The organism is Microbacterium cremeum, from assembly GCF_015277855.1.
GTDB lineage: Bacteria > Actinomycetota > Actinomycetes > Actinomycetales > Microbacteriaceae > Microbacterium > Microbacterium cremeum.
The window spans coordinates 216,408-231,178 of the sequence record NZ_CP063812.1 but is presented as its reverse complement, the minus strand read 5'-3'; the positions used below and the strand labels follow the sequence as shown (position 1 = coordinate 231,178).

The following is a 14,771-nucleotide window of genomic DNA, read 5'->3' as shown; positions in this document are numbered from 1 at the left end:
CGCGACGCGCCCTCCCGTCGATCGTCGTGCCGCCGTACCGTGGAGGCATGGCCACCTCACCCGTTCGCCGGGCATCCGTGGACGACGCCGGCGTCGTCGCGCGCATGCTCCACGACTTCAACACGGAGTTCGACTCCGAGACCCCCGGACCGGAAACCCTGCAGCAGCGGCTCGTGCAGCTGCTCGGGGGCCCCGCGACGTTCGCGCTCCTGGGCGGCGAGCCGCCCGCCGGGCTCGCGCTCGTGACGCTCCGGCCCAACGTCTGGTATCCCGGACCCGTCGCGCTGCTGGACGAACTGTACGTCGCCCCCGAACACCGCGGCGCGGGTATCGGCGGTGCGATCATCGAGCGGCTCGTCGACGAGAGCACCGCATCCGGTGTCTCGGCGATCGAGGTCAACGTGGACGAAGGCGACGTCGACGCCCTGCGGTTCTACGACAGGCACGGCTTCCACCTGCAGCAGCCCGACACCGGCGAGCGCGCGTTCTACCTCTCGCGGGAGCTCGGCGCCTGAGCACCCGCGCTGCGGACGACGACGGATGCCGCGCCGCGGCGTGTGCGGCGCGGCATCCGCCGACTCGTCAGAGCGAAAGGCCGTGGCCGAAGCGGAACAACGGGTCGGCCGTGTCGAACGGCACGTCGGGACGCGATGCCTCGACCGCGGCCATCGACCGGGGGATGTCGAACGGCAGTCGGCCCTTCGCCTCGGCCGCGCCGGTCAGCACATCCAGCAGCGCCGCCGGGCTCGCGCCCCAGTCGGCGACGACCGCGTGGGCGGCCTCGACGATCGGCGCGAGGATCGCGGGGCGATCGAGGAACACGTCGACCACCGTCGGCACGACCGCCGCGACCTCGCGCACGTGTGCGACGACGTCGGCCGGGAAGTCGAGCGACCCCGCGTGGAAGAACGACTCGAACCCCTGGCCGCGCTGCTCGAACGGGGCCTGCAGACGGATCACGGCGATGTCGGCCTCGGCCGGCGTCGCGACGACCTCGCCATACGACGCCGCGACCTCGGCGGCGATGCCCTCGACATACAGCCTCACACCGGGAGCGAACGGCAGCACCGGCGCACCCGCCGCCCCGGCCGCGCGGTCGGTGAGGATCGTGATCGCGGCGCGCTGTGCGGCCTCGCCGGCGGCGCGGAACTCCGCCGAGCCGACGATCGCATCGGCGGCGTCGGCGTCGACGAACGGATCGTCGAACAGGCCGAGCGCGAACTTCTCGCGCAGCAGCCGGCGAGCCGAGACGTCCAGGCGCTCCTCGGTGATGCGGCCGTCCGCGACCAGAGCGACGAGCAGGTCGGGGCAGGCCTCGCCGCCGAACTGGTCGGCACCCGCGTCGAGGATCTTGACGATGCGCTCCTCGCGCGACAGATGCTCGACACCCCACGCCCGCGCGGGGAACGGCTGACCCATGATCTCGGCATCCGTCACCAGACCCCAGTCGGTGCAGACGATGCCGTCGAATCCGTAGCGCTCGCGCAGGAGCGCGGTGAGCACCGACTTGTTGAAGCCGAAGCCGACCTCCTCGTGCTCGGTGCCGACCGGCATGCCGTAGTAGGGCATCACCTGGCGGACACCCGCCTCGAACGCGGCCTCGAACGGCTTCAGGTGCAGCTCGAACTTCCCTCCCGGGTAGACCTGCTCGCGGCCGTAGGCGAAGTGGGGGTCTTCGCCGTCCTGCTGCGGGCCGCCGCCCGGGAAGTGCTTGACCATGGCCGACACCGCGCCGGGTCCGAACGAGGCGCCGTTCTGGAAGCCGCGGATGTAGGCGGCGCCGAGCTCGCCCGACAGCTCGGCGTCCTCGCCGAAGGTCTGCAGCGCGCGCGACCAGCGCGGTTCGGTGGCGAGGTCCACCTGGGGGTGCAGGGCGACGCGGATGCCGACCGCGGTGTACTCCTGTCGCGCGATGTCACCGAACCGCTCCACGAGCGCGGCATCGCGTGTCGCCGCGAGCCCCAGGGCATCCGGCCACTGCGAGAACGGCCCTGCGAGCATCGCCGCGCCGGGGTTCTCGGTGAACGAGTGGCGCGGGTCGGTCGAGATCGTCACGGGGATGCCGAGACGAGTGGATGCCGCCAGCTCCTGCAGCCGGTTGTGCCACCGCGCGATCGAGCCCGCGGTGGGGGCGACGCCGAGCAGGTTGAAGTGGTTCATCCGCCGGTCGAGCACGTACTCGCGGTTCGACGGCAGTCCGAACACCGGATCGGCCTCGGCGAGCTCGCCGTCCGGCCCCATCGTGATCATCGTCTGGAAGAGCAGGCCCGCCTTCTCCTCCAGCGTCATCTCGCCGAGGAGCAGCTCGACGCGCTCGTCGATCGGCAGGCTCGCGTCGAGCCAGGGCCGGCTCTCGGGAGCCGCCGGGGACGCGGCATCCGTCGTCGTCGCGGTGGTGTCGGACATCATTTCACTCCCTTGATGCGGTAGACGAGCACGGCGCCGGCGAGGGCCACGAGCGCGCCGAAGAGGTAGAAGGTGGCATAGCCGCCGAGGGCGGTCGTGGCGCCGATCGCGATGATCGCGGGGGCGATCGCGGGGGCGATCGACTGCGGCAGGGCGTTGGCGATGTTGAGCACCCCGAGGTCTTTCGCCGTGTCGTCGGGGTTGGGAAGCACCTGGGTCGCGAGTGCCAGATCGACCGACATGAACGAGCCCGCGCCGAAGCCGATGATCGCCTGCGCGACGATGATCGTCGCGATGTCGGGCGCGAACGCGAGCAGCACGAGCCCCGCGACCATGATGACGCCGGCGGCGGCCACGAACGGGCGGCGCTTGCCGATCCGGTCCGAGAGGATGCCGCCGATCGGGGCCGAGATCATCATCGCGGCCATCGAGGCCAGGTTCGCGAACAGGATCGTGGTGATCGCGGCCTGCTCGTCGAGGTGGAACTTCTCGGTGAGGTAGAAGGGCAGGAACGTCGCGATCCCGGCGTAGCCGAACATCACGAGGAACTTCGTCAGCCACGTCCAGCCGAAGTCGGGGTGCTTCACCGGGTTGAAGACGAACGAGCCGAAGAACTGGCCGGCGGTGAACCGCTGAGCCGGCTTCTGCTCGAGGCGACGGTCCTTGAGCACGAGGACGAACAGCACCGAGAGCACCGTCGCGATGGCTGCCGGCACGACGAAGCGCGCGAAGTCGTCGGGGAGGAACGTCACCAGGAAGTTGCCGCCCAGGATGCCGAGCGGCGTGGTGATGCCGATGACACCCGAGACCTTGCCGCGGCCGGCGGCGGGCACCTGGTCGGGGAGCGTCGCGTTCGCGGCGGCGAGCACCGCATTCATCGACGCCTGCACGATGCACCAGCCCACGAGCACCACCCACACCGACCCGGCGAGGCCGATGAGGGCGAAGGCGCCGAGCCCGACGATGCTGCCGCCGAGGATCCAGGGGCGCCGCATGCCCCAGCGCGACGTGGTGCGGTCCGAGAGCCGGCCGGCGAGCGGATTGGCGACGAGGGCGAACAGGGCGCCGACTCCGAGGACGAGCCCGAGGTTGGCGGTCGCCTGCTCGGGAGTCGGTGAGATGTGCTGGATCTTGAAGGCCATCGACACCATGACGGGCGTCAGCAGCGCCAGATACACGCCGCAGTTCACGGCGGCGAGACCCGGCGTGTAGCCGCGGGGCGTCCTGGCGGGCGTCGTGCCCGGGGCCTTGAAGCCGGTCGTGCCGACGGCCGCTGCCGTCGCGGCGGGAGACATCTCTGTCATCGCGAAGTCCTCTCTGAGCGTCGGGGTCGCTCGGCGGCGAGGCGACCCCTCCGGAACGATACATGAATATCGACCGAGTGGTAACTGAAATACGACCGAGTGGTAATCCGGGCGTCCTAGGATGAGAGACGCGAAGCGGGAGGGACACGCAGTGACGACGACGACGGGTTCGGTGCGCAGCGCGCGCACCGAGCGCACGCGCGCCGCGATCGTCGATGCGGCCCACGAGACGTTCGTCGCACGCGGGTACCGTGCCACGTCGCTGCGCGACGTCGCCGCCGCCGCCGGGATCAGCCATCCCGGCCTGCTTCGCCACTTCGCCACGAAGGACGAACTGCTCGCCGCGGTGGTGGACTCGTTCGAGAAGGAGAACGAGCGTCGCCTGCTCGACCGGCTCGCCGGCGACCAGCCCGGTGCATTCGGCTACGGCAGCGAGCTGGCACGGCACAACGAGACCGTGCCCGGCTACCTCGCCCTCTTCGCGGCGCTCACGGGCGAGGCATCCACCCCCGCCCATCCGGCGCACGAGTTCATGCGCGACCGCTACGCGCGGCTGCGAGCCCTGTCGGCCGATGCCATCGAGGAGTCCATCGCGCACGACGGTGTCGCGGCCGATCGGGATCCCGCCGGAGAGGCCGTCCGGCTGGCGGCCGCGTGGGACGGGCTGCAGCTGCTCGCGCAGTATCTGCCGGAGCGCGTCGACATCGTCGCTGCACTCGAAGCGCACGAACAGGACCTGACTCTGCCCGTCGGGTGGCGTGATCCGGCCGATCCGGCGCCCGCCGCCCACGCGGCACCCGTGCCCCCGATGCCCTCGTTCGCGGCCCTCGCGCCTGCCGCCGGCGCCGATGTCGGCTATCGCGTCGGGCGCGAACGGCGCGCGCTGATCCTCGAGGGCGCCAGCAGCCTGTTCGCCCAGGAGGGGTACGGCGACACGAGCCTGCGCGACATCGCCGAGCGGGTCGGCGTCTCGAAGTCGATGCTGCTGCACTACTACCGCTCGAAAGAGGAGCTCCTCAGCGCCGTGCTCAGCGAGCGCGACCGGCGCATCGAGACCCGCGAGTCGTACGTGCGAGCCGAGCGCGCGGCCGACGAGCTGCGCGCCCTCCCCGCCGGCGCGTCCGACAACGCCCAGGGCGCCCCCGGCCTCGTCGAGGTGTACGCGGTGCTCTCGTGCGAGGCCGTGCCCGCCGACCACCCGGCACACGCCTACTTCGAGCGCCGCTTCCGGGGTGTGGTCGACCACTTCGCGGCGTTGTTCCGCGCCGCCCGGCAGGACGGCGACCTGCCGTCGCACCGCGATCCCGAGTTCGAGGCCGTCTGGCTCGTCGCCCTGTGGGACGGCCTGCAGTACCAGTGGCTCTACGACCGCGACGCGGTGGATGTCGCGGCCGAGCTCACCGCGCACCTCGACGACGTCCTGCCCCGCGGTTGACCCGCGAGCAGGCGGCGGGCGACGGCGGGTGACCGCGAGCAGGTCAGGCGGGCGACCGCAAGCAGGTCAGGCGGCGACCGCACGCAGGTCAGGCGGCCGTCGCGACGACCTCGAGCACGGCCTCGCCATAGGCCTCGCGCTTCTTCGCCCCGATGCCGGTGACACCGTCGAGGTCGGCGAGGCTCGCGGGGCGCCGCTGCGCCAGCGCGCGGAGGGTCGAATCGCCGAACACGATGTAGGCGGGCACGCCGAGCTCTTTCGCGACGCCGGCACGCCACGCGCGCAGCGCCTCGAAGAGCGCGACGTCGCCCGGCGCGAGGTCGTCGGGAGCGGCGGTCTTGCGCACCCGGGTCGCCCCGCCGGCGCGGCCGAGCACATCGCGGCGCAACGGCACCGCCGTCTCACCGCGCAGCACGGCGGCCGCGGGCTCGCCGAGGGCCAGGGTTCCGTACTCGCCGCGGGCGACGAGGATGCCTCGGGCCAGCAGCTGCCGGATCACGCTGCGCCAGTCCTGGTCGCTGAGGTCGGCACCGAGCCCGTACGTCGAGAGCGAGTCGTGGCCCTGCTGCCGGATGCGGTCGGTCGAGGCGCCGCGCAGGATGTCGACGAGGTGACCGGCGCCGAACGCCTGGCCGCGCTCGCGCTGCAACCGCACGATCGTCGACAGCAGCTTCTGCGCGGGGATCAGGCCGTCCCACGTGTCGGGTGCTTCGAGGCAGGTGTCGCAGTTGCCGCACGGGGCGGAGTCCTCGCCGAAGTAGCCGAGCAGGTTCTGGCGGCGGCATCCGACCGTCTCGCACAGCGCCAGCATCGCGTCCAGGTGCTGACCCAGGCGCATCTTGTACGCGCGGTCGCCGGGCGACTGGTCGATCATGCGACGCTGCTGCACGACATCGCCGAGTCCGTAGGCCATCCAGGCGATGGATGCCTCGCCGTCGCGGCCCGCGCGACCGGTCTCCTGGTAGTACCCCTCGACCGACTTCGGCAGGTCGATGTGCGCGACGAACCGCACGTCGGGCTTGTCGATGCCCATGCCGAACGCGATCGTCGCGACCATCACGACGCCGTCCTCGCGGAGGAACCGGGCCTGGTTCGCCGCGCGCGTCTCGGCGGGAAGTCCCGCGTGGTACGGCAGCGCGTCGATGCCCTGGCCCGAGAGGAACTCGGCCGTCTGCTCCACCGACTTGCGGCTGAGCGCGTACACGATGCCCGCGGCGCCCGGGCCCTGGGCGCTGTCCTGAGCCTGTCGAAGGGCGCCGTCCTGAGCCTGTCGAAGGGAGCGGATGAAGGCGACCAGCTGACGCCGCGGGTCGGTCTTGGTCTCGATGCGGTACTGGATGTTGGGCCGGTCGAAGCTCGAGACGAAGTGGCGCGCGTTCGGCAGCACCAGCCGCTCGGTCATCTCGCGATGCGTCGCGGGCGTCGCCGTCGCGGTGAGCGCGAGCCGCGGCACCCCCGGGAAGCGCTCGGCGAGCGCGCCCAGCGCGAGGTAGTCGGGGCGGAAGTCGTGGCCCCACTGCGACACGCAATGGGCCTCGTCGATCGCGATGACGCTCAGCCGGCCCCGCGCGAGGAACCGGAGCATGGACTCGGTGTTGAGCCGCTCGGGTGCGACGTACAGCAGGTCGAGCTCGCCCTCGAGGTACGCGCGTTCGACCGCGGCGCGCTCGGGCGGGGACTGCGTCGAGTTGAGGTACGCCGCGCGCACGCCGTTGGCCAGCAGCGCGTCGACCTGATCGTGCATGAGCGCGATGAGCGGGCTGACGACCAAGCCGGTGCCCGGGCGCACGAGGGCCGGCACCTGGTAGCAGACGCTCTTGCCGCCACCGGTGGGCATGAGCACGACCGCGTCGCCGCCGCCGATGACGTGCTCGACGATCGCGCCCTGCTCGCCGCGGAACGCGTCGTATCCGTACACCTCGCGCAGCACCGTGCGCGCGTCGGCGCCCGTGTGTCTCGATTCGCTCGCCGCTTCGCGGCGTGCACTCGACGACCGGCGTGGCGGGCCGGCGCCCTCGGAGGCGTCGAACGCCGCGACGCCTCCTGCCTGCGGGTCGGGCGGCGGGAGCCAGCCGTCGTCCGGCCCTGCGGCGAACTCGGGGACCGGAGGATGGTCGTCGGGCGGCGGGGCGTCGGCGTCGGCCCACATGAGGTCGGCGTACGGGTCGCCCTGCGCATCGGTCACCCGTCCCAGGGTAGCCGCGGCATCCGACTCCGCCTCCGCCCACGGGGGATCCGTGGATACGCGTGCGAGGTCGCTTCCTGGGGAGGAGCGGGCGCTCAGCGCGGCAGCGGCGGCCGGCACACCAGCAGCTCACCCCGGCCGCGGATGCTCACCGGCCCTTCGGCGTGCGGGAGGACTGCCGTCGAGCCGCGGACAAGCAGCGTCGAGGCGCTGCCGTGCCCTCCGACAGCCTCGAGCTCGCCGCCGAGCACGATCACGACGGCGAATCCGCGATCGAGCAACGCCGAGCCGTCGACCACGACACGTTCGAGCCGGAAGAAGCGAGCCGCCTCGGCAGGCAGGAGCGGTCCGTCGGTGCCCGCGCGATGCACGAGCGCGGCCACGTCCTCGCGTGTGCGGGCCGTGCGTTCGACCGCGCCGAGGGCCGTCTCGAATCCGACGCCGAGGTGCCCCTTCGCCGGTCCGTCGATGGCGAAACCCTCCCACTCCACGAGGATCGACAAGTCCTCGGGCTCCTGAAGCTCGACGAGCAGGATGCCTTCGCCGATCGCGTGCAGCACTCCCGCGGGCACGTGGACGACATCGCCCGGGCCGACTTCCAGCCGGTGCATCGCGCCGAGCATCGTCGCGGTGTCCTGCCGTTGGACGACGGCGGCGAGCTCTTCCCGGCCCAGGTCGCGCGCGAGCGCGAGATGCACGTGACCGGGACGCAGGATGTACCACGCCTCGGTCTTGCCGTGAGACGCCCCGAGGTGGGCAGCCGCCCACGGACCGTCGGGATGCGCGTGCACCGGGAGCCGCTGCCCGGCGTCGAGGAGCTTGACGAGCAGCATCGGGTCTGCGCCGAAGGCGGCGGTGTGCGCAGGCCCGAGCCATCCGCGCGGGTCGGCGCCGATCTCGTCGGCGAGCAGCCTGCCGTCCGCCAGGGCGGTCTGCCCCGTGGGCGCCTCGCCGTTCACGGGCGTCACCGACGCCACCCAGTCCTCCGGTTCGTACTCCGCCGCGGGCGGTTCGCCGCGGAGGTCGGTGATGCGACGACCTCCGCGGTAGAACCGCGCGGCCGGCCGGTTGGACGGCAGCACCAGGATCGTCACGCCGCGTCTCCCTTCGCCGAGAACGCTGCTGCGGCTGGGCCCGTGCGCTCGTGGTGCGGCGCGAGTGCCGCGATGAAGCCGCCCACGAACGTATCGCCGAGCCCGATCGTGGTGGGGGATGCCACATCGAGGTCGTACGCGGGAACGCACGCGGCGCGGCCCGCGAACCGTCGCTCCAGCTCGGCCCCGAACGCGATCGCCGCGCGCTGCCGGGGAAGCTCCTGAGTCGCCGCGTACTCACGAGCGTCGAGCGCGTCGCCGATACGGAAGCGCGTCGCGGCCATAGTCGTGCCGCCCTCGAGCGCCGCCCGCCATCGCGGCGCCTCGTCGGCCACTGCGACGGCCCAGTGCTTGGTGTGCACGACCAGAGTACGGGCGGGGATCAGCTCGACCGCCCTGCTCAGCCCTCGATGCGCGGCCTCCGCGTCGAGCAGGTCGAACGCGCCGCCGAGGTAGGCGAACAGCTCGTCCTCGTTGAGCCCGTAGACGTCGACCACGGGCGCCATCGCGTCGCGCACGCGCAGTCCGTGGGCGGCTTCGTGCGAGCCGGCGTCCTCGAAGATCGCCACGGCGCCCGCGGGCCGCTCGGCGATGGCGCGCACCACGGTGGCGATCCGGTCGTCGAGGATCGAGGCATCCTGGATCGTGTTGAAACCGGAGGCGAGGAACACGTGGGCGCCCGCGATCAGCCCGGGCAGCTCCGGCGCGATGACGAGCTCACGGTTGGGCCGGTCGTTGACGTAGATGAGCCGGTTCGGATGCGGCGCAACGATGTCGGCATCGGCCAGGCGCACGACCGTTCCCGCCGGATACTGCACGATGACGTGCGGTTCGGTCGAATCCTGCTCGGCGCTGGAGACCCAGGACACCTCGGGCGGCAGGAGTGCACGCACGGTGTCGTCGATGCTCACGAGGTGCACGGTGCTCGCGATGCCCACGCGGGCCATCGCGAGGGCGGCGCGCACGCACGTGCCGCCGAGGGTCGTCTCGTGCCGGAAGCGCGAAGCGAATCGCTCGAGCACGTCGGCCGACGACACGAACCTCTCACCGCCCCGCCCGTCGCGCAGCAGCGCGAGCGTCGTGATCACGAGGCTCCGCTCGTCGTCCACCGGGACGGACGAGTCCAGATCGCGGGAGCGGATGCCGTGCTCGAGGGCCAGCGCCTCGAGCACGGCGGGATCCCACGCGATCTCGTAGTCGACGGTGCCGCCGAGGCCGAGCACCAGTTCCGGGGTCACAGCCAGATCCTCCCCCGCTCGGACCGGTCAGTACAGCGAAGCCTTGCCGGCGGCACCGAAGAGCTCGATCTTCTCGGCGGCCGTCACCTTCATCGCCGCGATCGGCGCCGGCTGGATCGCGTTCGGCTCGCGGAGGCGCTCGTCGGTGCCGAGCACCTGCCGCATGCGGTTGTGGTACGAGACCTTGATGTCGCTCGAGATGTTGATCTTGTTGATCCCGAGCTCCACGGCGCGGCTCAGCTCGCTGTCGGGGTTGCCCGACCCGCCGTGCAGCACGAGCGGGATCCCGACCGCCGCCTTGATCTCCTGCAGCAGGTCGTGGCGCAGCTCGGGATTGCGGTCTGCCGGGTAGAGACCGTGCGACGTGCCGATCGCGATCGCGAGGCTGTCGACCCCGGTCTGTTCCACGAAGCGCACGGCGTCGTCGGGGTTCGTGTAGATGATCTCGTCGGCGCCGGACTCGCCGTAGCTGTCGTTGGCGCCGATCGTGCCGAGCTCGCCCTCGACCTGGATGCCGACCGCGTGCGCCGCTTCGACGACCTTGCGCGTCAGGGCCACGTTCTCGTCGAACGGCTTCAGCGACGCATCGATCATGACCGACGTGAACCCGGCGTGGATCGCCGTGATCATCTGCTCGAACGTGCCGCCGTGGTCCCAGTGGATCGCGACGGGGACACTCGAGCGGTGCGCGCGGGCGTGCATCGCCGGGATGAGATCAGTCGTGATGTGCGAGACCTCGTCGGGGTGGATCGCGATGATGACCGGAGCCTGCGTCTCCTCGCTGATGTCCATGATTCCGTTGAACATCGCCCAGTCGCTGATGTTGAAGGCCGGGATCGCGAAGCCGTTCGCGTTCGCGACGTCGAGGATGGACTTGCCGGTGTAGAGCACGGGGTTTCCCTTTCGATGGTGGTCTGGGCGCGCGTCAGCTCTTGACCGACCCGGAGGTCAGCCCGCTGATGAAGTAGCGCTGGAAGAACAGGAAGAGGACGAGGACGGGGATCGACCCGAGGATGCTCATCGCCATGATCTCGTTCCACTCGTACGAGTGCTGGCCCATGAGCAGCTGGATGCCGATCGGCACGGTGCGCATGTCGACCGTGCGCGTGAGGGTCAGCGCGAAGAGGTACTCGTTCCACGCGATCATGAACGTGTAGACGCCGACCGAGACGATGCCGGGCACCGAGATCGGCACGAGCACGCGCCAGAGCGCGGTGAAGGATCCGGCTCCGTCGACCCGCACGGCCTCGTCGAGCTCGCGCGGGAGGGTGTTGAAGTAGCCCGTCATCATGATGATCGCGTAGGGCAGCGTGAACACCATGTACGTGAAGATGAGTCCGGGGTAGGTGTTGTACAGCCCGAGCAGCACCACGAGACCGAAGTACGGGATGAGCAGCGTGATGGGCGGCACCGCCTGAACGCTCACGATCATGACGTTGAAGATCCGCTTGCCGCGGAACTCGAACCTGCTGAACGCGTACGCCGCCTGGATCGCGACGAACAGGGTCAGCAGCGTGACCGAGCCGGCGACGATGTAGCTGTTGAGGAAGAAGCGGAGCTTCTCGGGGTCGGTGAAGATCGCGATGTACGCGTCGAACGAGAAGCTGTCGGTCAGCAGGCGCGGCGGCAGCTCGAAGATCTCGGTGTTCGACTTGAACGAGCTCGACAGCATCCAGAGCACGGGCGCGGCCGCGAAGATCGCACCGAGAACGAGGCCGATCACGACGCCGGCGCGCATCGTGCGCCGTCGCGCTTTGACGGTCATGGCCATGTCAGTCCCTCGCCTTCTGGTGACGCACGTAGAAGAACGCGAGCACCATCGACAGGAGCAGCACGAGCACCGCGCTGGTCGAGGCGAGAGCGAAGTCGTACTTGCTGAACGCGAGCTTGTACGTGTAGGTGCTGAGCATCTCGGTGACGTTGATCGGACCGCCGCCGGTGGTCATCCAGATCAGCGCGAACTGCTGCGACGTCCAGATGAGGTCGAGCAGCACCAGACTCACGATGATCGGCCGCAGCTGCGGGATGGTGACGTTGAAGAAGCGCTGGATGCCGCTGGCGCCGTCGACGCGGGCCGCCTCGTGCAGCTCTGCCGGGATGCCCTGGAGACCCGCGAGGAGGCTCACCATGAAGAAGGGGTACCCCGCCCAGATGTTGATGAAGGTCACCGACCCCAGGGCGAGTTCCGGGGACGCCAGCCACTCGACGTCGGTGTTGAGGAGGTAGTTGACGACGCCGTTGGGTGCGAGGAGCATCCGCCACAGCACCGCGATGACGGCGGCGGTGAACAGCCACGGGAGGATGTACAGCGCCCGGAAGATGGCGCGCGGCACGCGGCCGATGAGCTCGCTGTTGAGGAGCATCGCGAACGTGAGCCCGAGCACGAGGTGGGCGACGACGCTCGTGATGGTGAAGACGAGGGTGTTCGAGATCGCCCGGATGAAGCCGCTGTCACCCAGGATCGTCAGATAGTTCTGGATGCCGACGAACTCGGGGTTCTTGTTCAGGATCACGTTGTCCAGGAACGAGTACCCCACGACCATGACGATCGGGACGATCATCAGGACGAGCAGGAGGATCAGCGTCGGGGCGAGGAATCCGTAGGACTCCAGGGTCTTCGTCCGATTCCGCCGCCGCCGTCCCTGCTCGGGACCGACGACGAGAGTCACCGTGTCTGGTGCGATCACTGGTTGCATGAGTCAGCTCTTCTCTGGTCGGGTGCCACGCCGCGGCCGTTCACGGCGTGGCACCCGGTCTCGAGGGGGAAGGGGTCGTTCAGAACTCCGCTTCCCAGGCCGCCTGCGTGTTGTCGAGCATCTCGTCGACGCTCTGCTGGCCGTCCAGCATCGCCTGGAGCTGCTCGCCGAACTGGCGCATGAGCTCCTCGGCGACGGGGAGGCCCGTGAACTCGTTCGCCGGGTAGCCCGCCTGGTAGATCTCGAACGCCGTCGCGAAGAGCTCGTCGTCACCGACGAAGTCGGGAACCGAGTCGACGTTGCCGGGGAACGCGTTGGCGATCGACGACAGCTCCGAGTTGACGTCTTCACTCATGAGGAACTCCACGAACTTGAACGCCGCATCCTTGTTCTCGGAGTTCTCGGCGACGCCGATGCCCCACGAGGCGTAGGGGATGCCGCGCTCGCCGTCGTAGCCGTCCTCGGCGGGGATCGCCGAGATGGAGAAGCTCAGATCGGGGTTCGTCTCGCGGATCAGGTTGATGTGGGCGAGCGAGTCGATCATCATGCCGACGCGGCCGTTCGTGAACTCCTCGACCTTGTCCTGCTCCTTCATCGTGAAGGAGCCGGGAGCGATGACGTCGTCGTCCCACATGCCTTGGATGTACTCGACCGCGCCGCGGACGTCGTCGTTGGTGACATCGGGCTGACCGTCGTCCAGCATCGTGCCGCCCGAGGCCCATACCCACGACATGACGTCGTTCTGCACGCCGTTCGGGGCTTCGAGTGAGAGCGGGAGCACCCATCCCGATGTGTCGCCGCCGAGGCCCGCAACCGCCGCTGCGGCATCGGCGAACTCGGTGCGGGTGCTCGGCGGAGCGTCCACACCGGCCTGCGCGAGCAGGTCGTCGTTGGTGAAGAGCGGGTAGACGAAGTTGACGACGGGGATCATGTAGGTCGCGCCGTCGACCTGGATCTGGCTCGCCAGCTCGCTGTCGTCGTAGTCGGCCTCGGCCATGAGGGCGGTGAGGTCGGCGATCACTCCCTGGCTGGCGAAGTCGTTGACCCATGCGCCGTCCAAGCCGACGACGTCGGGCATTGTCCCCGACGCGGCACCCGCGAACAGCTGCTCCTTCGTCGAGGCATACGGCCCGCTCACCAGTTCGACGGTGATGCCGGGGTTCTCCTCCTCGAACTGGTCCATCAAGCCGCGGAAGGCGCCGTCGGGCAGTTCCGGCTCCCACCACTGTGCGAATTCGATCGTGACGTCGCCGGAGTCGGTGGCATCGCCGCCACCGGATCCCGAGCAGCCGGCGACCGCCAGCATGCCGACCGTCGCCACGGCCGCTCCGGCGATCTTCACCAGACGGCGGCGTCCGAGAGCGTCCTTGCTCATGATTCTCCTTCTTCCGGTATTTGCCGCTTTACGCTTTTCTTTGCAGTTTGTTGCGACGTCTGCGATGCTAGCCCTCGACGGCAGGATGGTCAACCAGCGAGATGAACTCGTGACTTTGCGGGCTCTGCCTGGCGGGCGAGTGGTGCTTAGGACTGTGCCGTTTTACGCTGTTTTCTGCACAACCGACCGTGACGGCGCCCACCGATGTGTTAGGAATTGCTTATGGCGAACGATGGGACCACGTCCGACCGGTCGCGCCGTTTGCCCGCGGGCCGCCGCGCGGCCGTCCTCGAACTGCTGACCACCACCGGCCAGCTGACGGTCGGTGAGATCGCCGAGCAGTTCAACGTCTCGATCGACACGATCCGACGTGACCTCGATCAGCTCGATGCCGAGGGACTCCTCATCCGTACCCATGGAGGAGCCGTCAGCATCGCCTCGGCGCCCCGCAGCGACCGCGGCATGGACGTGCGCATGCGCATGCAGACGGCCGAGAAGGAGGCCATCGCCGAGCTCGCCGCGGGTCTTGTCGTCGACGGATCGGTGCTCATGCTGAACGGCGGAACCACGACGCTCGCGGTCGCCCGCGCCCTGCGTGATCACCGGGAACTGACGGTCGCGACCAACAACCTCCGCATCCCGGCGGAGATCCCGGTGAAGGCGCTGCGCGACCTCTACGTGTTCGGCGGAGCCGTGCGCACGATCGCACAGACCACGACCGGTCCCGTGAGCTTCCAGCTCACGCCGGCGGGCGAGCAGCTGGAGGTGCAGGCCGACCTCGCCATCATCGCCGTCGGAGCGGTGTCGGGCACCGGCTACTCGACCAGCAACCTGGGCGATGCCGCGATGATGGCCGAGATGATGGCGCACGCCTCCAAGGTCGCGATCCTCGCCGACTCGACGAAGCTCGGTCGGCGTCTGTTCGCGCAGATCGCGGAGCTCGGCCGCGCCGACTGGTTCGTCACCGACGCGCCGCCGCCGCCCGACCTCGCGGCCGCGCTCGAGGCCGCCGAGGTGCAGGTGCTCACACCGTGACGC

The 14,771-nt window shown here is 70.0% G+C and carries 12 protein-coding genes; 3 read left to right on the top strand and 9 right to left on the bottom strand.

The genetic code is table 11. From position 1 onward, the window contains the following. Positions 1-47: 47 nt before the first annotated feature. On the top strand, positions 48-515 hold the full coding sequence (locus IM778_RS01000; protein WP_194410249.1) for a GNAT family N-acetyltransferase: 468 nt from the start codon (positions 48-50) through the stop codon (positions 513-515). Between the two features lie 67 nt (positions 516-582). On the opposite strand, the gene IM778_RS00995 is transcribed toward IM778_RS01000, so the two are convergent. Continuing rightward, positions 583-2,406 (bottom strand): glycoside hydrolase family 3 protein, encoded by a 1,824-nt coding sequence (locus IM778_RS00995; protein ID WP_420488862.1) that lies wholly within the window; start codon positions 2,404-2,406, stop codon positions 583-585. Beyond that, entirely contained in the window at positions 2,406-3,710 is a 1,305-nt protein-coding gene (locus tag IM778_RS00990) for an MFS transporter (protein ID WP_194410247.1), read from the bottom strand. The genes IM778_RS00995 and IM778_RS00990 overlap by 1 nt, the downstream gene beginning before the upstream one ends. 151 nt (positions 3,711-3,861) lie before the next feature. Between IM778_RS00990 and IM778_RS00985 the strand changes: the two genes are divergently transcribed. Further along, positions 3,862-5,145 (top strand): TetR/AcrR family transcriptional regulator, encoded by a 1,284-nt coding sequence (locus IM778_RS00985; RefSeq protein WP_228484675.1) that lies wholly within the window; start codon positions 3,862-3,864, stop codon positions 5,143-5,145. A gap of 88 nt (positions 5,146-5,233) precedes the next feature. Here the strand turns inward: IM778_RS00985 and recQ are convergent, their stop codons facing one another. From recQ to IM778_RS00950, 7 genes are all read right to left on the bottom strand, one after another. Continuing rightward, positions 5,234-7,294, bottom strand: coding sequence for a DNA helicase RecQ (gene recQ, locus IM778_RS00980; protein WP_194411663.1), 2,061 nt, complete (start codon positions 7,292-7,294; stop codon positions 5,234-5,236). Between the two features lie 131 nt (positions 7,295-7,425). Continuing rightward, complete coding sequence (locus tag IM778_RS00975; RefSeq protein ID WP_194410245.1) at positions 7,426-8,424, bottom strand: class I mannose-6-phosphate isomerase; 999 nt, start codon at positions 8,422-8,424, stop codon at positions 7,426-7,428. Then, entirely contained in the window at positions 8,421-9,662 is a 1,242-nt protein-coding gene (locus IM778_RS00970; RefSeq protein ID WP_194410244.1) for an ADP-dependent glucokinase/phosphofructokinase, read from the bottom strand. The genes IM778_RS00975 and IM778_RS00970 overlap by 4 nt, the downstream gene beginning before the upstream one ends. 27 nt (positions 9,663-9,689) lie before the next feature. Then, complete coding sequence (locus tag IM778_RS00965; RefSeq protein ID WP_194410243.1) at positions 9,690-10,553, bottom strand: ketose-bisphosphate aldolase; 864 nt, start codon at positions 10,551-10,553, stop codon at positions 9,690-9,692. Between the two features lie 34 nt (positions 10,554-10,587). Continuing rightward, entirely contained in the window at positions 10,588-11,433 is an 846-nt protein-coding gene (locus tag IM778_RS00960) for a carbohydrate ABC transporter permease (protein ID WP_194410242.1), read from the bottom strand. A gap of 1 nt (position 11,434) precedes the next feature. Further along, on the bottom strand, positions 11,435-12,358 hold the full coding sequence (locus tag IM778_RS00955) for a carbohydrate ABC transporter permease (protein ID WP_194410241.1): 924 nt from the start codon (positions 12,356-12,358) through the stop codon (positions 11,435-11,437). A 79-nt stretch (positions 12,359-12,437) separates the two neighbouring features. Next, on the bottom strand, positions 12,438-13,733 hold the full coding sequence (locus IM778_RS00950) for an ABC transporter substrate-binding protein (RefSeq protein WP_228484674.1): 1,296 nt from the start codon (positions 13,731-13,733) through the stop codon (positions 12,438-12,440). Between the two features lie 222 nt (positions 13,734-13,955). Here IM778_RS00950 and IM778_RS00945 point away from each other — a divergent pair, with 222 nt between their 5' ends. Continuing rightward, complete coding sequence (locus tag IM778_RS00945) at positions 13,956-14,768, top strand: DeoR/GlpR family DNA-binding transcription regulator (RefSeq protein ID WP_194410240.1); 813 nt, start codon at positions 13,956-13,958, stop codon at positions 14,766-14,768. Positions 14,769-14,771 lie beyond the last annotated feature (3 nt).

Bases quoted from the DNA above. Each gene is read 5' to 3' on its own strand.
- IM778_RS01000 (WP_194410249.1), top strand. From the start codon at position 48: ATGGCCACCTCACCCGTTCGCCGGGCATCCGTGGACGACGCCGGCGTC.
- IM778_RS00995 (WP_420488862.1), bottom strand. From the start codon at position 2,406: ATGTCCGACACCACCGCGACGACGACGGATGCCGCGTCCCCGGCGGCT.
- IM778_RS00990 (WP_194410247.1), bottom strand. From the start codon at position 3,710: ATGACAGAGATGTCTCCCGCCGCGACGGCAGCGGCCGTCGGCACGACC.
- recQ (WP_194411663.1), bottom strand. From the start codon at position 7,294: ATGTGGGCCGACGCCGACGCCCCGCCGCCCGACGACCATCCTCCGGTC.
- IM778_RS00960 (WP_194410242.1), bottom strand. From the start codon at position 11,433: ATGGCCATGACCGTCAAAGCGCGACGGCGCACGATGCGCGCCGGCGTC.
- IM778_RS00955 (WP_194410241.1), bottom strand. From the start codon at position 12,358: ATGCAACCAGTGATCGCACCAGACACGGTGACTCTCGTCGTCGGTCCC.
- IM778_RS00950 (WP_228484674.1), bottom strand. From the start codon at position 13,733: ATGAGCAAGGACGCTCTCGGACGCCGCCGTCTGGTGAAGATCGCCGGA.
- IM778_RS00945 (WP_194410240.1), top strand. From the start codon at position 13,956: ATGGCGAACGATGGGACCACGTCCGACCGGTCGCGCCGTTTGCCCGCG.